This window comes from Streptomyces sp. MMG1121 (genome assembly GCF_001280015.1).
In the GTDB taxonomy this organism is placed as follows: Bacteria; Actinomycetota; Actinomycetes; order Streptomycetales; family Streptomycetaceae; genus Streptomyces.
Genome location: NZ_LGDV01000217.1, coordinates 1 through 23,056 on the forward strand (window position 1 = coordinate 1; position 23,056 = coordinate 23,056).

Genomic DNA, 23,056 nt, shown 5'->3' on the forward strand with positions numbered 1-23,056 from the left:
CGTGCGCGCCGCGCCGACGATCTCCCCCCCCCTGGCCCCACCCGCCGGCGCGCCGTGCACGTACGGCACGGGGGCCGGTGTCGGGGTGTGGCCGGGCGGGACCTGGCCGGGGGGTGGAGCGTAGCCCTGCGGGGGCGTGGCTCCGACGGGCTGGGCGTAACCCTGCGGGGGCGTGGCTCCGGCCGGCGCTGCGAAGCCCTGGGCGGCGGGCTGCGACACGGGGGCCGGGGCGGGTACGGGGGCGGCAGGAGCAGGCGCGGGGGCGGCCGGGGCGGCGAACGCGGGCGAGGCCGTGGCCTGGGCCGGCGGGGCGAAGCCCGGGGCGGCGCCGGTCTGCGGCTGCTGCGGGGCGGCGGGCGCCTCCTCCTCCAGCACCTCGCCGCCGAAGTTCTTCAGCAGCGCCTCCAGTCCGCCGTCGAAGCCCTGTCCGACCGCGGCGAACCGCCACGCGTCCTTGAAGTAGATGTCACCGAGCATCACGGCCCGCTCGGTGGAGAACTCCGCGCCGGTGAAGGAGTACCGCGCGACCTCCTCACCGCCCGCCACGATGCGCAGGTAGCCGGGGGCGACCTGCGACATCTGCCCGGCCCCGTCGATGGTCGCCGTGAAGGACAGCTTGCGGATCTGCGACGGGATCCGGTCCAGGGTGACGCGGAACGACTCCGTGTCGCCCGCCTGGGCACCCAGCAGTTGGATGGACTCCTCGGGGGACTTCGGCTGGTTGAAGAAGACGAAGTACCGGTCGTCCGAGAGGCGCTCGTCGCCGTCCAGACCGAAGCAGCTGATGTCGAAGGTCAGTCCGGGCCCGGAGATCTGCACGCCTACGTACAGATCCGTGCCCGCCGTCAGGTCACTGATCCTGGCCTTGTGGCCGCGTTGGAATTCCCTGGCCATGCGTTACGACCGTCCCCCATCCCGATGTGAGTGCGTCGCGCCAGGCTAACGGCAAAGTCCGACAACGAACGCAGCCGGTACAGACCCGGTACACAACCGCGCCCGGGGGCGCGTGAACGGCGCCCGGCTCACTCCCCGCGCGCGCCGGGCACGTGCGGCAGCCGTTCGGCCGCGACGACCCCTTCGAGATAGCCGCGGGCCCGTTCGGTGCGCGGATAGGCCTCCAAGAGCCGCCAGAAGTCCGGCCCGTGACCGGGGACCAGCAGATGCGCCAGCTCATGGCAGAGGACGTAGTCGATGACGTACTCGGGCATCCCCTGCAGCCGGTGCGAGAGCCGGATGCTGCCCTCGGCCGGGGTGCACGAACCCCAGCGGGTGTTCTGGTTGGTGACCCAGCGCACGGAGGCGGGACGCGCCCGGCTGTCGAAGTACTGGGCCGACAACCGCTCGGCCCGCTCGGCCAGCTCGGCGTCGCCGAGGACCCGTTTGCTCTCCTGGGCGGCGAGTTTGTCGAGCATGACGGTGATCCAGCGCTGCTCCTCCGCCTTCGACATCCGGGCGGGGATCAGCACGACGGTGCGATCGCCCTCGCGGTACGCGGAGACCGTCCGGCGGCGCCGGGAACTCCTGCGGACCTCGATCGCGCTCGCCCCCGAGCCGATGGGCGACTGACTCGTCGTACTGCGCTGTGGCATTCCGGCGCGGTGCAGTGGGTCGGCGGGCACGCCCTGACGTTACCCGTTGGGCACGGGCAAAGTCCCGGCTCCGGAACGGTTCGATGCCGATCCCCCACCATGCGTTTGATTTCTATGATTCCTACGACTGATCCGCACATCCGGTTTGCACGAATCCGCCCATCCGATTTGGCACTCTTTATCCAGCTCCTCCCTCTCCATCTGGACGGATTTGAGGATTTCTCTCGAACAAATCGACTTTCCATGACCAACTGTGCGACCGAATTACCGCCAAGCGACCGGTTTATATGACAAACACCCCTGCCCTGTGGATAACTCTCGCCACCGGTCGGGCGGACGCGGCATGCTGGCAGGCGTCGGCGGGGCGTGACCGGCTCCACCGGCGACGAGGACGTTCCGGGATGCTTCAACGGACGGGGGCCAGTCATGCATCCGGTGATGAAACCCGCGCTGCGGCGCGGCTGGCGTGATCGCGACACCGTGCAGTTCGGTATGACCCCGGCGCACGCGCAGACACTGGGGCCGATGGACGCGGCGACGCGCGGCTTCCTCGACCTGCTCAACGGCACCCGCGGGCTGTCGCTACTGCGCGAGGAGGGCCGCCGCATGGACCTGCCGGCCGGCCGGATCGACACCCTGCTGGAGCGGCTCACCCGCGCGGGCCTCGTCGACGACGCGCGCGGCGGCGGACCGGCCGCGGACGCGCTGCGCACGCAGGACGAGGTCCTGAGCCGACTGCGCCCCGACCTCACCTCGCTTTCCCTGACCACGGCCGAACCGGGCGGCGCGCTCGCCCGGCTCGCCGCCCGCCGTGCGCTCAGCGTGCGGGTGGACGGCGCGGGACGGGTCGGCGCCGTGCTGGCGTCGGCGCTCTCGGGCGCCGGCGTCGGCGAGGTCGACGTGCGCGACACGGGACGCGTGGAGCCCTGGGACGTGGCCCCGGGCGGGCTGCCCGCCGAGTCGATCGGTGAGCGCCGGGACGCGGCGGCGCGGGCCGCCGTCCGCCGCGCGGCACCGCACCGCCCGCGGCGCCACGCCCACTCCCCGGGCTCCGGCGCCCGGGACCCCGGCCTCTGCCTGGTGATCGTCACGCCGCGGGACGACGTGGCCGTGTACGCACCCGACCCGGTCGCCGCGGAGCCGCTCATGGCATCCGGAACGCCTCATCTGTACGCCGGTGTCGTGGAAGGCACCGGGATCGTCGGTCCGCTCGTCCTGCCCGGCGAGTCCAGCTGCGCCGGCTGCCTGCACTTCGACCGCGGGGACCGGGATCCGGCCTGGCCCCGGCTGATCGCCCAGTGGCGTTCCGCGCGGGCCCGCCGGGTCGGGGCCTGCGATCTGACGCTGGCCACGGCGGTCGCCGGACTGGCCGCGGCGCACGCGCTGGCCTTCCTCGACGGGGAACCGCCGGTCGGCGCGGGAACCCGTTGGGAGGTGTCCCTGCCCGGTCTGGACTGGCGCGCCCGACCGGTCCGGGCGCATCCGGCATGCGGATGCGGAGCGGCGGAGCAGGCCGTGGAGAAAGCCGAGGAGAAAGCCAAGGGGGAGCACTCCTCAACCAACGGGAAGCCGCGCGCGACAATGGCGGTGCAACGGCCGTCGACGGAGCGACGAAGCGAGTCAGGCGCGGCGCGGCCGACTGGGACTTGGAGGGCGCATGTCTGATCTTCCCCGGAAGGCGGTCACCCGTACCGCCAAGCTCGCCGCGCTCCCGCTCGGCTTCGCCGGCCGGGCCACCTGGGGGCTGGGCAAGCGGATCGTGGGCGAGTCCGCGGAGATCGTCGGCAGAGAGCTGCAACAGCGCACGGCGGAGCAACTGTTCAAGGTGCTCGGCGAGCTGAAGGGCGGTGCGATGAAGTTCGGGCAGGCCCTGTCCGTCTTCGAGTCCGCGCTGCCCGAGGAGGTCGCCGGTCCCTACCGCGCGGCACTGACCAAGCTCCAGGAGGCCGCACCGCCGATGCCGACGCGCACGGTGCACGCCGTGCTCGCCGAGCGGCTGGGTGCGGACTGGCGCGATCTGTTCGAGGAGTTCGAGGACAAGCCGGCCGCCGCGGCCTCGATCGGACAGGTGCACCGGGCGGTGTGGCACGACGGCCGCGAGGTGGCGGTCAAGGTCCAGTACCCCGGCGCCGGCGAGGCCCTGATCTCCGACCTGGGCCAACTGAGCCGCTTCGCCCGCCTGTTGGGCCCCCTGATCCCCGGCATGGACATCAAGCCGCTGATCACGGAGCTCAAGGACCGCGTCTCCGAGGAGCTGGACTACGCGCTGGAGGCCCAGGCCCAGGCCGTGCACGCGGAGGAGTTCGCGGACGACCCGGACGTGGTGGTCCCGGCGGTGGTGCACCAGTGCGAGCAGATCCTGGTCACGGAGTGGATCGACGGGATTCCGCTGTCGGAGATCATCACGGATGGCACCGAGGACCAGCGCGACCGCGCCGGCCAGCTCCTGGCCCGCTTCCTGTTCTCGGGCCCGGCCCGCACCGGCCTGCTGCACGCCGACCCGCACCCGGGCAACTTCCGCCTGCTGCCCGGCGGCCCGTCCGGCGAGGACGACTGGCGGCTCGGGGTCCTGGACTTCGGCACGGTCGACCGGCTCCCCGGCGGCCTGCCGACACCGATCGGCGTCTCGCTGCGGCTGACGCTGGACGGCGACGCCGAGACGGTCTACGAACTGCTCTGCGCGGAAGGGTTCGTGAAGGAGTCCATAGAGCTGCACCCCGACGCGGTGCTCGACTATCTGCTGCCGATCATCGAACCGGCCCGGGTCGAGTCCTTCACCTTCACCCGCACCTGGATGCGCAGCCAGGCCGCTCGCATCGCCGACCCCCGCTCCCCCGCCTACCAACTGGGCAAGCGCCTCAACCTGCCCCCGTCCTACCTCCTGATCCACCGGGTGACCCTGAGCACGATCGGCGTCCTGTGCCAGCTGGGTGCGACCGTACGGCTCCGGGAGGAACTGGAGGAGTGGCTGCCGGGCTTCGTTGCCGAGGCGGACCTGGCCGGGGATGACCTGGCCGAGGAGGAGGCCGCGGAGGCGTGACCCGGCGCGAGGGCTCACCACCAGGCCGAGTCCAGCCGCCCCTCGATCGCCCGTAGGTTCTCCCGGGAGCAGACGTCGCAGAAGTACTGGCGGATGCCGTTCTCCACGGAGCAGGTCCAGGTGGCCGGCTGGGGGCCGTCGGCCGGGGCGCCGCAGCGGGCACAGGTGAGGGGAAGCCGGGGCTCCGTGGTGGAGCCGCCCTGATCACTGCCTCCGGGAGGACTCGTCACCCGGTGACGATAACTCCGCACCGGCCGATCGTCGTGCACAACGCACCGCGGGGACCGGTCCGTTCGGCCGGACCGGTCCCCGCGGGGAAGTCTTCGCCTCCCTGAGTCGGGAGGCCACCGCTTCTCGGGTGTGATCGTTACTGCATGACGGCCATGGCGAGCGCGCGGCGGGCACGGAGCGAGGCACGCTCGGCCCGGCGCTGCATCCGCTCGGCGACCACCAGGCGCAGGGCCCGGCGCTCTCTCCCGGCGTCATGGAGTCGCTCGTGCATATGCGCACGAGCCAGGGCTTCTTGCATGAGTTGCATCTCACGGTTCCTGTTCTGGCGCGCTTCGGTCGCGCCGGTGGTGGTGAAGTCTGTGGTCGCGGAGCCTGCGAGCTCGCTGGTGGACGGCTTCATCGGGGCCTGCTTCTTCGGGTCGTGCGTGAGGGGGCGGTCGATCGTTCCTGCGGTGCTCATGCCGTGACCGGGTTCTTCCGCGGGCGGCCACGCGGCCGCTTCCGGGCGACGACGACACCCTGGACGAACAACTCGCCACCCCAGACGCCCCAGGGCTCACGCCGCTCCTTGGCGCCGGCGAGGCAGGCCTCGATCAGCGGGCAGGTGCGGCAGAGGGACTTGGCGTACTCGACGTCCGCCGGCGACTCCGCGAAGAAGACCTCCGGGTCGTAGGAACGGCAGGGGACGGGTACGCCGAGGTTCTCGATGGCGTCGTCGAGCGCGGTGAGCGCGGTGAGGGGGATCAAGGTGGAGTCCTCCGTGAGGCCGGGCGGGGGGATCGTTTGCGAAGGCGGTACGGACGGGGCGTGCGCTTCGAGTTGCACGGTTGGTCTTCCTCGTCTGGTCGTTCCGGCCGGTTGACCGGGTGTCGGCTTGGTACCGGGTTCTCTTGTCCCGAGGCCCCTTCGCTCCGTTTCCCTCTTGAGGGAAAACAGAAGGGCCGCGGATCCCGGGTGGGGTTCCGCGGCCCTGAAGGCGCCGGCCTGATCGGCGATCAGGCTGGATCACTCCAGGGTTTTGGCCCACGGAAGGCCCACATCAGGTGGTGCGTCGTCTGCTTCCGGAATCCGGCACCGGCTGCCGCAAAGGCATAGGCATGTGCCTGTGCCGCTACCGCTTCCAGTGCCTTGGTCGGTCGCTCATTGCGCTCACGCACCGGAAGAGCCGTGAGAGCAGGGGAGGACGCCGGACGGACGGCACGAATGCCGGACAGACCGGTGCCCTGGTTCGAGGCGCCGAGCATGCACGTGGAGACGGTCGAGCGATCGGTCAGTTTGGCCGTGCTGATGGTGCTGGTGGTGATGCTGATCACTGGACTCGCCTCCTCTCGGCGTCTTGGGGACTGGGGTGAACCAGTCCGTTCGGATATGCAAGTACATCACGGAGCCAGGGCCTTCGAGAAGGCCGCTGCTTCCGTGCCTAGAACCTATGGGGATTGCTGGGGCATGCGCAAACTATTTTTTCGACGAGTTCGTATCAGTCGTCCGCGTCGGCTTCATTGACGTCCTGACCTGCGCAGATGGACAGAACATCGGTCCCGTAGCTGCGCAGCTTGCGGCTGAGGACACCGGGGATGCGGGAGAGTTCGGCGGAGTTCTCGGGCCTCGCCTCGGCGATGGCCATCAGGGTGCGGTCGGTGAAGACGCAGAAGTCCGGCTGTCCACTGCGCTCGGCCTGGACGGCCCGCCATGCGCGGAGGCGTTCGTAGAGCCCTTCGTCCATGTCCGACGGACAGTCCTCGCAGCGCATCAGCTTCATCTCGCCCGCCTCGGTGAGCGTCCGGCCGCAGACCCGGCAGCGAGCAGGGGTGCGCTGGGCCCGGCGGGGCACGGCGGCGGTGTCACGGCCGGCGCCCCGTTCGACGCCTGCCGTGCCGCCCGTGCCGGGTCGGCCGACCGTGGCGGTGGTGCCGGGGCGCAGGCCGTCGAGGAAGCGGCTGGGCCTGCGATTCGGTCGCCCGCCGGGTGAGCGGGACAGGGCCCAGGAAACGTGGAGCCGTTCCCGCGCACGGGTGACGCCGACGTAGAGGAGCCGGCGTTCCTCCTCGATCTGCTCGTCGGTCTTGGCGTAGGTGATGGGCAGCATGCCCTCGGCGACACCGACCAGGAAGACGACGTCCCACTCCAGACCCTTGGCCGCGTGCAGGGAGGCGAGGGTGACGCCCTGGACGGTGGGGGCGTGCTGGGCGTTCGCGCGCTCGTCCAGCTCCGCCACGAAGTCGCCGAGGGTGGCCGTCGGACTGGCGGCGGCGAGGTCGTGCGCGAGGTTGACGAGCGCGGCCAGGGACTCCCAGCGCTCTCTGACGGCGCCGGAGCCGGCCGGGGGCGTGCTGGTCCAGCCTTCCCCGGACAGGACGGCACGCACCTGGGAGGGCAGGTCGACGGCGTCGTCCAGGAGGGAGTCGTTGCCGCCGAAGCGGGCCGCGCCGCGCAGGGCGATGCCGGCCTTGCGGACCTCGGGCCGGTCGAAGAAACGCTCGGCGCCGCGCAACTGGTAGGGGACGCCGGCGTCGGCGAGGGCCTGTTCGTAGGTCTCGGACTGGGCGTTCGTACGGAACAGGACGGCGATCTCGGCGGCCGGGACGCCCGCGTCGATCAGCTCGCGGATGCGGCGGGCGGCGCCTTCGGCCTCGGCGGGCTCGTCGGTGTACTCGGTGTGGACGGGCTCGGGGCCGGGGGCGCGCTGGGAGACCAGTTCCAGCCGGTGGTCGGCGGCACGGCCGTGGCCCTGGGCGAGCAGGCCGTTGGCGAGGCGGACCACCTGGGGGGTGGAGCGGTAGTCACGGACCAGCTTGACGACGGTGGCGTCCGGGTGCTTGGCCCGGAAGTCGAGCAGATGGTCGGGGGTTGCTCCCGTGAACGAGTAGATGGTCTGGCTGGCGTCGCCGACGACACACAGGTTGTCGCGGTCGCCGAGCCACAGCTCCAGCAGCCGCTGCTGGAGCGGGCTGACGTCCTGGTACTCGTCGACGACGAAGTGCTGGTACTGGGCGCGGACCTGTTCGGCGATGTCGTGCCGGTCCTGGAGGACGGCGACGGTCAGCAGCAGGACGTCCTCGAAGTCGATCACCGCGCGGTCGCGTTTGAGGTCTTCATAGGCCGCGTAGAGGTGGGCGATCTCGGCGGGAGCGCGGGGGGTCTCGCGGCCGGTCTTCGCAGCCGCGTACGGGTAGTCGGCGGGGACGGTCTGGGTGACCTTGGACCATTCGATCTCGGCGGTCACGTCCCGCAGCTCGCCGCGGTCGAGCCGGGTGCCACAGGCGGCGGCCGCGTCGGCGACGAGCTGGATCTTGCGGTCGATCAGCCGGGGCATGCCGCCACCGATCGCTTTCGGCCAGAAGTACTGGAGCTGGCGCAGCGCGGCGGAGTGGAAGGTGCGGGCCTGGACGCCCTGGGCCCCGAGCTGGCGCAGCCGGCCGCGCATCTCTCCGGCGGCGCGGTTGGTGAAGGTGACGGCGAGGACGCTGGAGGGCTGCAGGATGCCGGCGCGCACTCCGTAGGCGATGCGATGCGTGATCGCCCGGGTCTTGCCCGTGCCCGCTCCGGCCAGGACGCACACCGGGCCGTGCAGCGCGGTGGCCACCGCGCGCTGCTCCGGGTCGAGCCCTTCGAGCACCGCGTCGGCAGAGTCCGGTACGGGCGGGAAGAGGGTGGAGTGCGTTGCTGCTGTCACACCGCAATGCTGCCAGGTCGCCCGGGACTGCCGTGACCGTTGTCCACAGGCGGGCACTCGTTGTCGTACTAATGCGGCAGGTGTCACAGGCGCCTGTGGACAAACCCGGGTGGGCACGGGTGGGAGGGTGTATACCCCGGGTGGGAATGGCGGGCCCGTCGCGTACGTTCTTCTGCCGGACGACCTTTCCGAGCTGCCTGAGGAGCGCGAGAGACATGCAGGGCACTGTGACGATGTACAGCACAACTTGGTGCGGCTACTGCCAGCGGCTGAAGAAGCAGCTGGAGCGGGAGGGCATCGCCTACACCGAGATCAACATCGAGCAGGACCCCGAGTCCGCCGCTTTCGTGGAGAAGGCGAATGGCGGAAACCAGACGGTCCCGACCGTGCTCTTCGCGGACGGCAGCACGCTGACGAACCCCTCGCTGGCCCAGGTGAAGCAGAAGATCAGCGCGTAATCGCAGCGCGGTTGCGCGGAAAAGCGGCCTCCGAGGTGTCCTCAGGGGCCGCTTTCTCGTGTGTTGTCCCACACCAGCGTGTATCGCCACAGCAGTCTGCGGCGGAAGCGGCAGCCCGGCAGCAGACGGCGGGCCGCCCCGCGGACCTCGCCCCAGTGCATCGCCGAGTCCTCCATGGGCATACCGGCCGGGCCGCGTCTACCGCCGCGCAGACGCGCGTAGGCGAGGCTGGCCGGCAGCCCGCAGCCGCTGATCACCCGGTCGAGCACGGTCTCGTTGCGGGCCATCCCGACGACGACCAGCCGGCCGCCGGGTGCGACCAGCCCGGTCAGGGCGTCGATCGCGGTCACGAAGGGGGCGTGGTGCACGACGGCGACCGCGCTGACGAAGTCGTAGGCGCCCGGCGCGAGCGCGGTGTCGTCCAGGTAGTCGGCCTCCACGAAGACGACATTCCCGGGGTGCCGGCCGGCCGGCTGCCGGGCGCGGGCCTGCCGGATCATCTCCGGCGAGCGGTCCACGCCCGTCACCGTCTCCGCGCGGGGTGCGAGCTTGTGGCCAGGAGGCCGTCGCCGCAGCCGACGTCCAGGGCCGTGCGGCAGCCGTCGGGTACGGCCGCCGGCACCGCCCGGTGGTGGTGGACGTTGTGGTTCCAGTACGGGTCACCGGCCACCGGTGCGGGTCTCAGACGAAGCTGCGTGTCGGCAGCGGCTTGCCGTACCACATCTCGATCAGGCGGGCCGCGATGGAGATGCCGTAGGGCGGCATGACCTCGCCGGTCTCGAAGGCCTCGTGGAGCTCCTCGCGGGAGAACCAGCGCGCCTCGTGGATCTCGTCGCCGTCGACGTCGATCTCGATGGACGTGGCACGGGCCATGAAGCCGAGCATCAGGCTGGACGGGAAGGGCCAGGGCTGGCTGGCCACGTACTCCACGGAGCCGATGGTGACGCCGACCTCTTCGGACACCTCGCGGCGCACCGCCTGCTCGATGGACTCGCCGGGCTCGACGAAACCGGCGAGCGTGGAGAAGCGGCCCTCGGGCCAGTGCACCTGGCGGCCGAGCAGGATGCGGTCGTCCGCGTCGGTCACGGCCATGATCACGGCCGGGTCGGTGCGCGGGTAGTGCTCGGCGCCGCAGGCCTGGCAGCGGCGGATGTGGCCGGCCGCCGCGATGACCGTGCGCTCGCCGCAGCGGGAGCAGAAGCGGTGGGTGCGCTGCCAGTTCTCCAGGCCGACCGCGTGCACCATGAGGCCGGCGTCGCGCGCCGACAGCAGCAGGCCCGCCTCCCGCAGGCCCGCGGGGCGCGCGGACTGGTCGATGCGGCCGGGCAGCGCGTCCTTCTGGAGCGCGAAGTAGCTGACGCCGTCCTCGTCGATGCCGAGGAAGTAGCGGTGCGCCTCGGTGAGCGGGGCCTCGAAGGAGGGCGTCATGACGAGTTCGGTCCGGCCGTCCGGAGTCTCGTCGATGAGTACCTGGCCGCCGGAGACCACGAAGCAGCGGGTGGTGGGGTGACTCCACGCCGCCGCGAGCCAGGCTTCGTCGAGCCGGTGGTGGGCGGCGCGGTCGATGCCGCTCGGTGCGGTCAGCGAGATGGGTCGATCGTCTGTGTCGTCGGTCCAGGTGGTCACGGGTGCTTCCAACTCCCCCAGTGCAGCGGTTCGTTCGGCGGGCGGTTCGGCGGGACGTACGGCGTGGGGCACCGGGCCGGGCGCGGGCGGGGCGGTCCATCCAGTGTGCCCCGCGCGCGGGGCCCTCCCGTGCAGCGCGGTCCGGTCAGGGCGTGGGACGCCAGTTCTCGGCCAGGTCACCCCACAGGTAGGCGCTGGTCTCGACGCCCTTGAGCAGCAGGTCCAGCTCGACCTTCTCGTTGGGGGCGTGCCAGCCGTCGGAGGGGACGGAGATGCCCAGGAAGAGCACGGGGGCGCCGAGAACCTCCTGGAGGTCGGCGGCGGGCCCCGAGCCGCCCTCCCGGGTGAAGCGGACCGGTGCCTCGAAGGCGCGGCCCATGGCGCGGACCACGGACTGCAGGGCGGGGTGGTCGAGCGGGGTCAGGCACGGGCGCGTGGCCGAGCCGAAGTCGATCTCGCAGCGGATCCCTGCGGGCACCTGCTCCGCGACCCAGGCACGGACGGCCTTCTCGACGTGGTCCGGGTCCTGACCCGCGACCAGCCGGAACGAGAGCTTCACCAGGGCCGAGGACGGGACGATCGTCTTGCTTCCGGCGCCCTGGTAGCCGCCGCCGATGCCGTTGACCTCGGCGGTCGGGCGGGCCCAGATGCGCTCGAGGGTGGTGAGCCCGGCCTCGCCGTGGGTGGCGCGGGACTTGGCGGTGCGCAGCCAGCGCTCCTCGTCGAAGGGCAGCTCGGCGAAGAGCTCGCGCTCGCGGTCGGTCAGCTCGACGATGCCGTCGTAGAACCCGGGGATCGCCACGCGCGCGTGCTCGTCGTGCAGGGCGGCGACCAGGCGGGCGACGGCGGTGGCCGGGTTGGGTACGGCACCGCCGAAGGAGCCGGAGTGGATGTCCTGGTCGGGGCCGTACAGGCGGATCTCGCACTCGGCGAGGCCGCGCATGCCCGTGCACACGGTCGGCGTGTCCTCGGACCACATGCCGGTGTCGGAGACGACCACGGCGTCGGCGGCGAGCCGCCCCGCGCGCTCCTCGACGAGGGCCCTGAAGTGCGGCGAGCCGGACTCCTCCTCGCCCTCGATCAACAGCTTCAGGTGGACCGCGGGCGCCGTGCGGCCGGTGGCGGCGAGGTGGGCGCGGACGCCGAGCGTGTGGAAGAACACCTGGCCCTTGTCGTCGGCCGCCCCGCGCGCGTAGAGACGGTTTCCGCGGACGACCGGCTCGAAGGGGTCGCTGTCCCAGCCGTCCTCGCGGGCGGCGGGCTGCACGTCATGGTGGCCGTAGACGAGGACGGTGGGCGCCTCGGGGTCGTCCGCGGGCCACTCGGCGAAGACGGCCGGAGCGCCGGGGGTCTGCCAGACCTCGACCGTCGGGAAACCGGTCTCCTTGAGCTTGGTGGCGAGCCAGTCGGCGCTGCGCCGTACGTCGGCCGCGTGGTCGGGCTGCGCCGACACGGACGGGATGCGCAGCCATGCGGCGAGATCGTCGAGGAAGGTGGCGCTGTGCTGCTCGATGTACGTGCGGACGGCGCTGTCCGGGGTCTGGCTCATGCTCACGAGCCTATCGGCCCGCACCGACAACCTCGGCGGGCGGTTCGTCACACTCGGGTTGTCGGATGTGCCACTCCGGCGTCTTCCGTGAGGAGCCGTTCGAGGGCGGCCCGGTCCGGCAGGCCCGCCGGGCGTACGACCTCGCCGGTGCGCACGTAGAGGAACGCGACCGTGACCGATTCGGGCGGCACGCCCTGCTGCTCGGCCCAGGCCAGCCGGTACACGGCGAGCTGGAGCGGGTCGGCGGTGCGGGTGCGGCCGGTCTTCCAGTCGACGATCTCGTACGTCGCCTCGTCGCCGTCGTCGTTCTTGTAGACGGCGTCGATCCGGCCTCGTACGACGCGGCCGGCGATGGTGAGCTGGAAGGGGGCTTCGACCCGGTACGGGGTGCGCCGGGCGTACGCGGTGCGCTCGAAGGCTTCCTTCAGGGCTTCCAGATCCTGTTCGTCGGCGATCTCCGCGTCGCTGCCGGGCAGCTCGTCCGGTTCCAGGAGGGGGAGCATCAGCTCCTCGAAGCGGGCTTCGACCCAGGCGTGGAACCGGGTGCCCCGGCGCGCGGCCGGTTGCGGGGGGCGCGGCATGGGGCGCGCGAGTTCCTGCGCAAGCCCGTCGGGGTCCTGGGCCAGGAGCAGCAGCTGGGACGCGGTCAGCGTGGCGGGCAGGGGGACGTCCGTGACGGCCTGCCGGGCGCGCAGCAGCTCTCCGGCGAGCGCGTCCAGGTCGCGGTCCCAAGAGCCGACGGCGCGGGCCTCCTCCGGGGTGAGGCGGGTGTGCTGCGGCGGCCCGGCGGGGCGGGGGCGGTGTCGTGGGGCGGACGCCTGGTCCGGGACCGTCGGCCGGGCGGTGTCCCGGCCGGCGGGCTCGTCGGCGTCGTCCATGGGTACGGCGTCCACGGCGTACGGCAGCTCGTCGTCAGGGAAGGCGTCCTCGTCGTACGGGAAGTCCTCGTCGTATGCGTCCGCGTCGTACGGCTCCTCGTCGTACGGGAAGTCCTCGTCGTGCAATTTCTCGTCCGGCGGTGTCGGCCAGTCCGGGTCGTCGAAGGCGGCGGGGTCGTGGGCGGCGGGCGGGCGGCCGGTGTCCTGGGCGGTGAGGCCGTCCAGGTGGGCGAGGACGGTCTCGGCGGCCGCACGGCGGCGGGCGAGGGCGTCGTCGTCGAGCGGGAGCGGCCAGACCTGGTCGGCGGTCGCCGTGTGCAGGGCCGGGTTCTCCTCGTCCTCGGCGGGCTCGTCCGCCCACTCCTCGATCTCGCCGTGACCGGCGGCGCAGTGGTCGTACAGGGCGTGCAGGAAGCCGGACGGGCCGCGCGGCTTCTTCTGGCTGGGCCCCCACCAGTGGCCGGATCCGAGCAGGAGGGAGCGGGGGCGGGTGAAGGTGACGTAGCCGAGGCGGAGCTCCTCGGTGTGCTGGTGGTCCTTCATGGCCTCGTGGAAGGCCTTCATGCCGCGCGAGTCCCAGCTCTCGGCGTCGGGCAGGGTGTCGGCGTCGCCGCGCAGGGCGTGCGGCACCACCTTGGCCTGCGCCGTCCACTTCTCGCGGCCCTGGGCGCTGGGAAAGGTGCCGTCGACCAGTCCCGGGACGGCCACGACGTCCCACTCCAGACCCTTGGACTTGTGGGCGGTGAGCACCTTGACGGTGTTCTCGCCGCCGGGCAGGGCGTTGTCGAGGCCCTTCTCGTACTGGGCGGCGGTGCGCAGGAAGCCGAGGAAGGCGAGCAGGGTGGCCTCGCCGTCGCTCGCCGCGAAGGAGGCGGCGATGTCCAGGAAGTTGGACAGGGTCTCGCGGCGGCGGGCGGCCAGGGCGTGCGGCGACGCCGACAGCTCCACCTCCAGGCCGGTGACGGCGAGGACCCGGTGCAGGACGTCCATCAGCGGGTCGGACAGGGAACGGCGCAGGTCGCGCAGTTCGGCGGCCAGGCGGGCGAAGCGCACGCGCGCGTCCGCGGAGAACGGCAGTCCGTCGTCGGCCCCCTCCTCGAAGTCCCGCTCCACGGGCGTTTCGAGGAAGGTGTCGAGGGCGTCGGCGAGTGATATCACCTCGGAGGGGTCGACCCCCTCGACCGCCGCGGCGAGCCGGCGGTCGGGGTCGTCGGTGTCGCCCGCGCGCGCGTGGGCGACGAGGAGGCGGGCGCGGCGGCCCAGCAGGGCGAGGTCGCGGGGGCCGATGCGCCAGCGCGGCCCGGTCAGCAGGCGCACCAGGGAGGCGTTGGCGCCGGGGTCCTGGAGCACCTCGCAGACGGCGACGAGGTCGGCGACCTCGGGCAGGTGCAGCAGCCCGGACAGGCCGACCACCTCGACCGGGATGTCGCGGGCCACGAGGGCGCCCTGGATCTCGGCGAAGTCGGTCGCCGTCCGGCACAGTACGGCGATCTCGCCGGGGGCCGTGCCGGTGCGCACGAGGTGGGCGAGGGAGTCGGCGAGCCAGTCGATCTCCTCCGCGTGGGTGGCCAGCAGGGCGCAGCGGACGGTGCCGTCGCGCTCGGCGCCGGGGGCCGGGCGCAGGGCCTCCACGCCCGCGTGCATGGCGCGCAGGGGCTCGGCGAGGCCGTTGGCGAGGTCGAGGAGGCGCCCGCCGCTGCGGCGGTTCTCGCTGAGCGCCTGCCGGGTGGCGGGGCGGCCGCCGGGGTGGGCGAAGTGCGCGGGGAAGTCGTCCAGGTTGGCGACGGAGGCTCCCCGCCAGCCGTAGATGGCCTGGCAGGGGTCGCCGACCGCCGTCACCGGGTGGCCCGTGCCGCCGCCGAACAGGCCCGCCAGCAGTACACGCTGGGCCACGGAGGTGTCCTGGTACTCGTCCAGGAGCACCACGCGGAACTCGTCGCGCAGCAGGCGGCCCACCTCGGGCACGCGCGCGAGGCGGGCGGACAGGGCGATCTGATCGCCGAAGTCGAGCAGGTCGCGTGCGCGTTTGGCGGCCCGGTAGCGCTGGACGAGGTCGGCGAGTTCGTGGCGGGCAGCGGCCGTCTCGGGGACCTTGCGCAGGTCGGCGTTGGTGAGTTTGGCGCCCTTGAGGGTGCCCAGCAGGTCCGTGTCCCAGGCGCGCAGCTCCTCGGGGTCGACGAGGTGCTCGGCGAGTTCGGAGTCGAGGGCGAGCAGGTCGCTGACGAGGTCGGCGAAGGAGCGGGTCAGCGCGGGGTAGGGGCCCGGGGCCTCGCGCAGTACGCGCGCGGCGAGCTGGTAGCGGGTGGCGTCGGCGAGCAGCCGGGAGGTGGGTTCCAGGCCGATGCGCAGGCCGTGGTCCTTCAGCAGCCGACCGGCGAAGGCGTGGTACGTCGAGATGACCGGCTCGCCCGGAGGGTTGTCCGGGTCGATGACGTCGGGGTCGGTGACGCCGGCCTTGACCAGCGCCTTGCGGACGCGCTCGGCCAGCTCGCCGGCGGCCTTGTTGGTGAAGGTCAGACCGAGGACCTGTTCGGGGGCGACCTGTCCGGTGCCGACCAGCCAGACCACGCGGGCGGCCATCACGGTCGTCTTGCCCGACCCGGCTCCGGCCACGATCACCTGCGGGGCGGGCGGCGCGGTGATGCAGGCCGTCTGCTCCGGGGTGAACGGGATGCCGAGGAGCTCCTTGAGCTGCTCGGGATCGGTGATACGGGCGGACATGTGGCAAAAGGCTAGCGGCGGGCACTGACAGTCGGGGACGGATCGACTCCGCGGGGAGGGAGACGCGCAGGTCAGCGCTGGTGGTGCCATGCGTCACGCCCGCCCCGCGGTGGCTCACTCGACCACGTGCCGTCCCTCGGGCCGGGCGCTGCACGAGGCGCGGAACGCGCAGTGCGTGCAGTGCTGGCCGGTGCTCGGCGCGAACCGCTCGTCGAGGACCTTGCCGGCGGCGGTGGCGAGCAGCTCGCCGACCCACTCCCCCGACAGCGGCTCCTGGTTCTGCGTCTTGGGCAGGCTCTCGCCGCCGTCGCGTTTGGCGGCACCCTGGCGCAGGTGCACCAGCTCGGCGCCGCCCGGTTGGGGACGTACGCCGTCGAAGGCCTCGTCGACGGCGCCTTCGCGGACGGCCAGCTGGTACACGGCGAGCTGGGGATGGCGAGCCACCTCGGCGGCGCTGGGCGCCTGTTTGCCGGTCTTGAAGTCCACCACGTAGGCGCGCCCGTCGCCGTCCGCCTCCACACGGTCCATCTGGCCGCGGATGCGGACCTCGTAGTCGCCCGCTCCGAGGGTGACGTCGAAGTCCTGCTCGCTCGCCACGGGAGTGCGCCCGGTGCGGTCCAGCACGTGCCAGTTCAGGAAGCGTTCGAGCGCCACGCGCGCGTTGTCCTTCTCCTGCCGCGACTTCCAGGGCGCGTCGAAGGCGAGCGCGTTCCACACGGAGTCCAGGCGTTCCATGAGGACGTCGAGGTCGGCCGGGGTACGGCCGGAGGCGACCTCGTCGGCGAGGACGTGCACGACGTTGCCGAAACCCTGCGCGGTGGTGGCGGGCGCGTCGGCCTTCACCTCGCGGCCCAGGAACCACTGGAGCGCGCAGGTGTTGGCGAGCTGGTCGAGGGCGCTGCCGGAGAGCACCACCGGCTGGTCGCGATGGCGCAGCGGCACCTTGCTCCGCGTCGGGTCGTACATGCCCCACCAGCGATGGGGATGCGCGGACGGCACCAGCGGGCGGCCGTCCTCGTCGGCCAGGGCGGCGAGGCGGGCCAGGCGGCGGGCGGCGGCCTCCCGCAGCGCGGCGGACGCGCGCGGGTCGACGGTGGTGGCGCGCAGCTCGGCGACGAGCGCGGCCACGGACAGCGGGCGGCGCGGGCGGCCGGTGACGTCCCGGGGCTCGACACCGAGTTCCGTCAGGAACCGGGACGGCTGGTCGCCGTCCTCGGCCGGTGCCTTCACGGCGGTCACGACCAGGCGCTCACGCGCGCGCGTGGCGGCGACGTAGAACAGCCGGCGCTCCTCGGCGAGCAGCGCGCCCGGCGTGAGCGGTTCGGCGAGCCCGTCGTGGCCGATGCGGTCGGCCTCCAGGAGGGAGCCGCGGCGGCGCAGATCGGGCCACAGCCCCTCCTGGACACCGGCGACGACGACCAGCCGCCATTCCAGGCCCTTGGCACGGTGGGCGGTCATCAGGCGGACGGCGTCGGGGCGTACCGCCCGGCGGGCGAGCGTGTCGGCGGCGATGTCCTCGGCCTCGATCTCCGCCAGGAAGTTCAGCGCGCCACCGCCTCCGGTGCGTTCCTCCGCGCGCGCGGCGGTGGCGAACAGCGCGCAGACGGCGTCCAGGTCCCGGTCGGCGTTACGGCCGGCCGCGCCACCGCGCCGGGCCGCCCGCTCCAGACGCGCGGGCCAGGGGGTGCCCTCCCACAGGTCCCACAGCGCCTCCTCGGCCGTACCGCCGCCCGCGAGGCGTTCGCGGGCCTTGCGCAGCAGCGCGCCGAGGCGCTGCGCCCCGCGCGCGTAGGCGGGGTCGTGCACGGTCAGGCGCTCGGGCTCGGCGAGCGCCCGCGCGAGCAGCTCGTCGGAGGGCGGCGGCAGCGCGTTCCCGGCCGCCCGCTCCTCCTCGCGCAGCGCGCGGCCGAGCCGGCGCAGATCGGCCGCGTCCATGCCGGCGAGGGGGGAAGTGAGCAGGGTCAGAGCGGTTTCTGTGCCGAGCCAGGAGGTGTCCGTGGTGTGCTCCACGGCGCCCTCAGGGACACCTTCTTCGGCGACGGCTTCCTCAGGGGCTGCTTCTTCGGGGACGGCTGCTTCCGGGGACGGCCCACTCTCCGTGGTGAGTCCGCCGGCGCCCCCCTCGCGGCGCCCGGCCTCCGCCGTGGCCACCGCGCGCAGGGCCGTCAGCAGGGGGGCCACCGCCGGCTCGTGGCGCAGGGGCAGGTCGTCGCCGTCGACGTCCAGCGGTACGCCGGCCGCGGTGAGCACGCGGCGGAGGGTCGGCAGGGTATGGGATCCGGCGCGGACCAGCACGGCCATGTCACTCCAGCGGACGCCGTCCTCCAGGTGCGCGCGGCGCAGGATGTCAGCGACGTTGTCCAGTTCCGTACCGGGCGTCGGGTACGTGTAGACCTCGGTCTGGCCCCCGTCCCGTACGGCGGCCGGCTCGCGGTGGGCGCGCACCTTGTCGGCGGGCAGCCGGGTCAGCGGCATGCGGTGGGTGATCAGACGGGTGGCGGCCAGCAGGGCGGCGCCGGAGCGGCGGGAGGTGCGCAGCACCTCGACGGGGGCGGGACGGCCGTCCGCGCGCGCGAAGGCCGCCGGAAAGTCGAGGATGCCGTTCACATCGGCGCCCCGGAAGGTGTAGATCGACTGGTCGGGGTCGCCGAAGGCGACCAGGGTGCGCCCGCCGCCGGCCAGGGCGTGCAGAAGTCGTACCTGGGCGGGATCGGTGTCCTGGTACTCGTCGACGTACACGGCGTCGTACCGGGCGGCGAGCCGCGCGGCGGTCTCGGGGCGCCCCGCGAGCAGGACCGCACGGTGGACCAGTTCCGCGTAGTCGATCACGCCTTGCAGGTCGAGCACATCCAGGTACTCGGCGAGGAACGCGGCGGCGGCACCCCAGTCGGGACGGCCGGTACGACGGGCGAAGGCGTCCAGCGCGTCGGGGCCGAGGCCCAGCTCGCGGCTGCGGGCGAGGACGGCGCGGACCTCGTCGGCGAAGCCGCGCGTGGTCAGACAGGCGCGCAGTTCGTCGGGCCAGCGCACGTGCGTGAGCCCGAGCCGCTCCAGCTCGGGCTGTCCGGCGAGCAGCTCGCGGACGGTGACGTCCTGCTCGGGGCCGGAGAGCAGGCGCAGCGGCTCGGCGAACCGGTCACTGTCCTGGTGGGCGCGCACCAGGGCGTAGCAGTACGAGTGGAACGTGGTCGCCCTGGGCGCGCGGGCGGCGCCCATGCGCAGGGCCATGCGGTCGCGCAGGTCGACGGCGGCCTTGCGGCTGAACGTCAGCACCAGAATGCGTTCCGGGTCCCCGCCACCGGCGATCCGCTCGGCCACGGACTCCACCAGGGTGGTGGTCTTGCCGGTGCCCGGGCCCGCGAGGACGAGCAGCGGTCCGGACCGGTGGTCAACCACGGCGCGCTGTGCAGCGTCAAGACGAGGGGGATCCACCACGACCGGCGGGGTACGGACCAGCCGGTAAGCGCCACGGCTCCCCTGCCGCACAGGGGGGTGCGGCAGGCGTCCGGTGGAGGAAGAGGAGCTCACGTGGTTGGCCGGTCCTGGTGGTCGTGCTGATGGGCGGTCGGTCACGCGCGCGAGGCGGTGGCCAGGAGGTCGGGGGGACGGGTCCAGCCGACGCTACGCCGCCGATCCGGACGGAAGCAGAGTTTCCGCTTCTTCCCTCGCGGCGCTCGCGCCACGGGCGTCCCACACCTCTCGAACGTACGTCATGCCACGGACGTCCCCTCTGTCCCCCGTACGGGCCACAGGCTCCCCTCGACGGCATCCGATGGCGGAAGCTGTCAGGTGTGACCCTCCGCGCCCGCCCCGCCGTCCCACCGGGCCCGCCGCATGTCAAGCCGCGGCAGATGCCCCTCGGCACTCCTGCCCGCCTCTTTCAGCGGCGTGCCCTCCGTGCGGTAGTGGGCGAGGGCACGCAGCTCGTGCCCGGGCAGCAGCACCCCGTCGGCGCGCACGACACGCCACCACGGAACGGCGCCTCCGTAGAGGGCCATCACCCGGCCGACCTGGCGCGGCCCTCCCTCCTCGAGCCACTCGGCGACATCGCCGTAGGTCATCACGCGTCCCGGCGGAATCCGCTCGGCGACCTGGAGGACCCGCTCGGCGTACTCCGGCAGCGCGTCCGCGTGCCCCTCGCGGGTGTCCTCGGCAGGGCTCTGCTCGCTCATTCGTCCCATCCTGCCGCACTCCACCGACAGCACGTCCCGGTGCCGCGAGGACGGCCCTCTCGCCCCCGGACGGCGCTTCGGGCAGACTGTGCGCCCGCGCATCCGCACCCTGATGACCCCATGTGTCGGTGGGACATGCCACCATCGTGCGGGCGGTGACCGGTGATACGAGACCAAGAAGAGACCATGAATCAGCAGGGCGTGCACCCCGAAGGCGCGGCGGGCACCCCTGACGCCGCCGCGCGCCCCGGCGCCGCCGGCGGGAGCAGGGGCGACGCGGACGCACACCAGGAAGACACCGGTCCGCACAGGGAAGACACCGGTCCGCACAAGGACGACGCCACGCGCGCGCGTGGAAAGGATGCCGGGGCTCCAGAGAGCAACGGCACCCGCGCGCGTGCGGACGACACCGACGACACCGAGGGGGCGCACGTCCCGCAGAACACGCCCCCCGGCCACGGTCGGGACGCCGATGACGAACCGCACGCCGACGAGGTGGAGGGCGACGAACCGCTGCTCCCCGCGCGCGTGCACCGCCCGTCCGACCTCATGCGGCTCCTGGTGGGCGTGCTCGCCATCGCGGTGCTGCTCGCGATCGCCGCGTTCGCGCACGGCACCACCTCGGGCCTCGAACAGGACATCAACAAAGGCACCGGCCAGGCACCCGATCTGCTGATCAGGTTCGCGGGGCTGGCGTCCAGCATCGCGATCCTGCTGGTGCCGGTCGCCTTCGCGATCGAACGGCTGATCAAACGCGACGGGCTGCGCATCGCGGACGGCGTCCTCGCGGCCGTCCTCGCCCACGGGGTGACCCTCGCCACCGACCTGTGGGTCGCCCGGGCCGCCCCGGGCTCGATCCAGGAGGCGCTCACCCAGCCCTCGCCGGGCGACCTGCACGCCCTGACCGACCCCGTGCACGGCTATCTGGCACCCGTCATCGCCTATATGACGGCCGTCGGCATGTCCCGCAGACCCAGATGGCGCGCGGTGCTGTGGATCGTGCTGCTGCTCGACGCGTTCTCGATGCTGGTCACGGGCTACACGACGCCGTTCTCGATCATCCTGACGGTGCTGATCGGCTGGACCGTCGCCTACGGCACGCTGTACGCCGTCGGCTCCCCCAACGTCCGCCCCACCGGGCAGACTCTCATGGCGGGCCTCCGGCACGTCGGCTTCCATCCCGTCGGCGCGGCCCGCGAGGACGCCGTGGAGACGGAGAACGGCGACCGCGGCCGACGCTACTTCGTCACCCTGGAGGACGGCCCGCCGCTGGACGTCACGGTCGTGGACCGGGAACAGCAGGCCCAGGGCTTCTTCTACCGGGCGTGGCGCAATCTGACCCTGCGCGGTTTCGCCACCCGCTCCAGCCTCCAGTCGCTGCGCCAGGCGCTGGAACAGGAGGCTCTGCTGGCGTACGCGGCGATCGCGGCCGGCGCCAACGCCCCCAAGCTGATCGCCACCTCCGAACTCGGCCCCGACGCGGTCATGCTCGTCTACGAGCACACCGGCGGGCGCACGCTGGACTCGCTGGCCGACGAGGAGATCACCGACGAGCTGCTGCGCAACGCCTGGCACCAGGTGCGGGCGCTGCAGTCGCGGCGCATCGCGCACCGCAGGCTCGCGGGTGACGCCATTTTGGTGGATCGTTCCGGCACGGTGATCCTCGCCGAACTGCGCGGCGGCGAGATCGCGGCCGGCGAACTGCTGCTGCGCATGGACGTGGCCCAGCTGGTCACCACCCTCGCTCTGCGGGTGGGCGCCGAGCGGGCGGTGGCCTCGGCGGTCGGGGTGCTCGGCCCTGACGCGGTCGCCGACTGCCTGCCCATGCTCCAGCCGATCGCGCTGACGCGTTCCACGCGCGCGACGCTGCGCCGGCTGGGCCGCGAGCGCGCCGAGCGGGAACGCGAAGCGGTCCTGGAGGCGTCCCGGCAGGCGAAGCAGGCCCGCCTGGAGGAGGCGGCCGAGACGACCCGGCCCGTGCTCGAGAAGCCCGACAAGAAGACCGTCCGGGCCGAGCAGCGCGCCGAGCAGCGGGCCATCGACGAAGCCGTCGACGAGGCCCGCGAGGAGGACCTGCTCACCCAGATCCGGCACCAGGTGCTGCGGATCAGGCCGCAGGCGCCCGTGGAACCGGCCCGGCTGGAGCGGGTGCGGCCGCGCACGCTCATCAGCTTCATCGCCGGCGCGATCGGCGCGTACTACCTGCTGACGCAGCTCACCCACATCGAGTTCGGCACCCTGTTCGCCCAGGCCCAGTGGGGCTGGGTGGCCGCCGCGGTGGTGTTCTCCGCGCTCAGCTACGTCGCCGCGGCGATGGCGCTGCTGGGCTTCGTACCGGAGCGGGTGCCGTTCCTGCGGACCGTGGCGGCGCAGGTCGCCGGATCCTTCGTGAAGATCGTGGCACCGGCCGCGGTCGGCGGTGTCGCTCTCAACACGCGCTTCCTGCAGCGCACCGGCGTGCGCCCGGGGCTCGCGGTGGCGAGCGTGGGCGCCTCGCAGCTGTTCGGGCTCGGCTGTCACATCCTGATGCTGCTGTCCTTCGGCTATCTGACCGGCACCGAGAAGACACCGTCGCTGTCGCCGTCGAGGACGGTCATCGCGGGTCTGCTGACCGTGGCGGTGCTGGTGCTCGTGGTGACCTCGGTGCCGTTCCTGCGGAAATTCGTCGTCACGCGCGTGAGGTCGCTGTTCGCCGGTGTCGTCCCGCGCATGCTCGACGTGCTCCAGCGGCCGCAGAAGCTGATCACCGGCATCGGCGGGATGCTGCTGCTGACCGCCTGCTTCGTGATGTGCCTGGACGCCTCCGTCCGCGCGTTCGGCGACGGCACGACCTCGCTGAGCATCGCCAGCGTCGCCGTCGTCTTCCTCGCCGGCAACGCGCTCGGCTCCGCGGCGCCCACCCCGGGCGGTGTCGGTGCGGTCGAGGCGAGCCTCACGCTCGGTCTGATCGCCTTCGGCCTGCCCAAGGAGGTCGCCGCCCCGGCCGTTCTGCTGTTCCGGCTGCTGACCCTGTGGCTGCCGGTGCTGCCCGGCTGGCTGGCCTTCAACCAGCTCACCCGCAAGGGCGCCCTGTAGGACCGCGGGCCGTACCTCGTACGGCCCGCGCCCCGCGCGCCCCG

At 72.8% G+C, this 23,056-nt stretch carries 18 protein-coding genes; 4 read left to right on the top strand and 14 right to left on the bottom strand.

What is annotated here, in order from left to right; all coding sequences use genetic code 11:
• Together ADK64_RS31710 and ADK64_RS31715 are read right to left on the bottom strand one after the other, a co-directional pair.
• A partial coding sequence (locus ADK64_RS31710; RefSeq protein WP_234384775.1) for a TerD family protein occupies positions 1-894 on the bottom strand: 894 nt, incomplete at its 3' end.
• A 128-nt stretch (positions 895-1,022) separates the two neighbouring features.
• A complete protein-coding gene (locus ADK64_RS31715; protein ID WP_078992957.1) occupies positions 1,023-1,619 on the bottom strand; it encodes a M48 family metallopeptidase in 597 nt (198 codons plus the stop codon).
• 396 nt (positions 1,620-2,015) lie between these two features.
• On the opposite strand from ADK64_RS31715, the gene ADK64_RS31720 reads away from it, so the two are divergent.
• Both ADK64_RS31720 and ADK64_RS31725 read left to right on the top strand, forming a co-directional pair.
• Positions 2,016-3,254, top strand: a complete 1,239-nt coding sequence (locus tag ADK64_RS31720; RefSeq protein ID WP_053664695.1) for a ThiF family adenylyltransferase — start codon at positions 2,016-2,018, stop codon at positions 3,252-3,254.
• A complete protein-coding gene (locus ADK64_RS31725; RefSeq protein ID WP_053664697.1) occupies positions 3,247-4,629 on the top strand; it encodes an ABC1 kinase family protein in 1,383 nt (460 codons plus the stop codon). Before ADK64_RS31720 ends, ADK64_RS31725 begins: the two co-directional genes overlap by 8 nt.
• 14 nt (positions 4,630-4,643) lie before the next feature.
• On the opposite strand, the gene ADK64_RS31730 is transcribed toward ADK64_RS31725, so the two are convergent.
• From ADK64_RS31730 to ADK64_RS31745, 5 genes are all read right to left on the bottom strand, one after another.
• The gene (locus ADK64_RS31730) at positions 4,644-4,859 is read right to left on the bottom strand and encodes a hypothetical protein (RefSeq protein WP_053664699.1); all 216 of its coding nucleotides are present in this window, start codon (positions 4,857-4,859) and stop codon (positions 4,644-4,646) included.
• Positions 4,860-4,996: 137 nt separating this feature from the next.
• The gene (locus tag ADK64_RS31735) at positions 4,997-5,320 is read right to left on the bottom strand and encodes a hypothetical protein (protein ID WP_053664701.1); all 324 of its coding nucleotides are present in this window, start codon (positions 5,318-5,320) and stop codon (positions 4,997-4,999) included.
• Complete coding sequence (locus ADK64_RS31740) at positions 5,317-5,685, bottom strand: WhiB family transcriptional regulator (protein ID WP_053664703.1); 369 nt, start codon at positions 5,683-5,685, stop codon at positions 5,317-5,319. The genes ADK64_RS31735 and ADK64_RS31740 overlap by 4 nt, the downstream gene beginning before the upstream one ends.
• 170 nt (positions 5,686-5,855) lie before the next feature.
• Positions 5,856-6,173 carry a hypothetical protein gene (locus ADK64_RS43765; protein WP_078992958.1) on the bottom strand — a complete coding sequence of 106 codons (318 nt, stop codon included), beginning with the start codon at positions 6,171-6,173 and terminating at the stop codon, positions 5,856-5,858.
• A gap of 164 nt (positions 6,174-6,337) precedes the next feature.
• Positions 6,338-8,590: an ATP-dependent DNA helicase UvrD2 gene (locus ADK64_RS31745; protein WP_324614461.1), complete on the bottom strand. Its 2,253-nt coding sequence runs from the start codon at positions 8,588-8,590 to the stop codon at positions 6,338-6,340.
• Positions 8,591-8,748: 158 nt separating this feature from the next.
• On the opposite strand from ADK64_RS31745, the gene ADK64_RS31750 reads away from it, so the two are divergent.
• On the top strand, positions 8,749-8,991 hold the full coding sequence (locus ADK64_RS31750) for a mycoredoxin (protein WP_053664706.1): 243 nt from the start codon (positions 8,749-8,751) through the stop codon (positions 8,989-8,991).
• A 41-nt stretch (positions 8,992-9,032) separates the two neighbouring features.
• Here the strand turns inward: ADK64_RS31750 and ADK64_RS31755 are convergent, their stop codons facing one another.
• The 7 genes from ADK64_RS31755 to ADK64_RS31780 form a co-directional block, all read right to left on the bottom strand.
• Positions 9,033-9,509, bottom strand: coding sequence for a class I SAM-dependent methyltransferase (locus ADK64_RS31755; protein ID WP_234384776.1), 477 nt, complete (start codon positions 9,507-9,509; stop codon positions 9,033-9,035).
• A gap of 5 nt (positions 9,510-9,514) precedes the next feature.
• Positions 9,515-9,661 carry a hypothetical protein gene (locus ADK64_RS47735; protein WP_234384777.1) on the bottom strand — a complete coding sequence of 49 codons (147 nt, stop codon included), beginning with the start codon at positions 9,659-9,661 and terminating at the stop codon, positions 9,515-9,517.
• Between the two features lie 11 nt (positions 9,662-9,672).
• Complete coding sequence (nudC, locus tag ADK64_RS31760; RefSeq protein ID WP_053664708.1) at positions 9,673-10,617, bottom strand: NAD(+) diphosphatase; 945 nt, start codon at positions 10,615-10,617, stop codon at positions 9,673-9,675.
• 145 nt (positions 10,618-10,762) lie between these two features.
• Positions 10,763-12,166 (bottom strand): dipeptidase, encoded by a 1,404-nt coding sequence (locus ADK64_RS31765; RefSeq protein WP_053664710.1) that lies wholly within the window; start codon positions 12,164-12,166, stop codon positions 10,763-10,765.
• Between the two features lie 47 nt (positions 12,167-12,213).
• The gene (locus ADK64_RS31770; protein ID WP_053664712.1) at positions 12,214-15,765 is read right to left on the bottom strand and encodes an ATP-dependent helicase; all 3,552 of its coding nucleotides are present in this window, start codon (positions 15,763-15,765) and stop codon (positions 12,214-12,216) included.
• Positions 15,766-15,879: 114 nt separating this feature from the next.
• A complete protein-coding gene (locus tag ADK64_RS31775) occupies positions 15,880-19,293 on the bottom strand; it encodes an ATP-dependent helicase (protein WP_078992959.1) in 3,414 nt (1,137 codons plus the stop codon).
• A 257-nt stretch (positions 19,294-19,550) separates the two neighbouring features.
• Positions 19,551-19,937 (bottom strand): MGMT family protein, encoded by a 387-nt coding sequence (locus ADK64_RS31780; protein WP_053664716.1) that lies wholly within the window; start codon positions 19,935-19,937, stop codon positions 19,551-19,553.
• 186 nt (positions 19,938-20,123) lie between these two features.
• Here ADK64_RS31780 and ADK64_RS31785 point away from each other — a divergent pair, with 186 nt between their 5' ends.
• Positions 20,124-23,012, top strand: coding sequence for a lysylphosphatidylglycerol synthase transmembrane domain-containing protein (locus tag ADK64_RS31785; protein WP_053664717.1), 2,889 nt, complete (start codon positions 20,124-20,126; stop codon positions 23,010-23,012).
• The last annotated feature ends 44 nt before the right edge of the window (positions 23,013-23,056 follow it).

What these genes read in the sequence shown, in the direction of transcription:
- ADK64_RS31720 (WP_053664695.1), top strand. Translation starts at nt 2,016, where the DNA reads ATGCATCCGGTGATGAAACCCGCGCTGCGGCGCGGCTGGCGTGATCGC.
- ADK64_RS31725 (WP_053664697.1), top strand. Translation starts at nt 3,247, where the DNA reads ATGTCTGATCTTCCCCGGAAGGCGGTCACCCGTACCGCCAAGCTCGCC.
- ADK64_RS31735 (WP_053664701.1), bottom strand. Translation starts at nt 5,320, where the DNA reads ATGAGCACCGCAGGAACGATCGACCGCCCCCTCACGCACGACCCGAAG.
- ADK64_RS31750 (WP_053664706.1), top strand. Translation starts at nt 8,749, where the DNA reads ATGCAGGGCACTGTGACGATGTACAGCACAACTTGGTGCGGCTACTGC.
- ADK64_RS31765 (WP_053664710.1), bottom strand. Translation starts at nt 12,166, where the DNA reads ATGAGCCAGACCCCGGACAGCGCCGTCCGCACGTACATCGAGCAGCAC.
- ADK64_RS31770 (WP_053664712.1), bottom strand. Translation starts at nt 15,765, where the DNA reads ATGTCCGCCCGTATCACCGATCCCGAGCAGCTCAAGGAGCTCCTCGGC.
- ADK64_RS31780 (WP_053664716.1), bottom strand. Translation starts at nt 19,937, where the DNA reads ATGAGCGAGCAGAGCCCTGCCGAGGACACCCGCGAGGGGCACGCGGAC.
- ADK64_RS31785 (WP_053664717.1), top strand. Translation starts at nt 20,124, where the DNA reads ATGAATCAGCAGGGCGTGCACCCCGAAGGCGCGGCGGGCACCCCTGAC.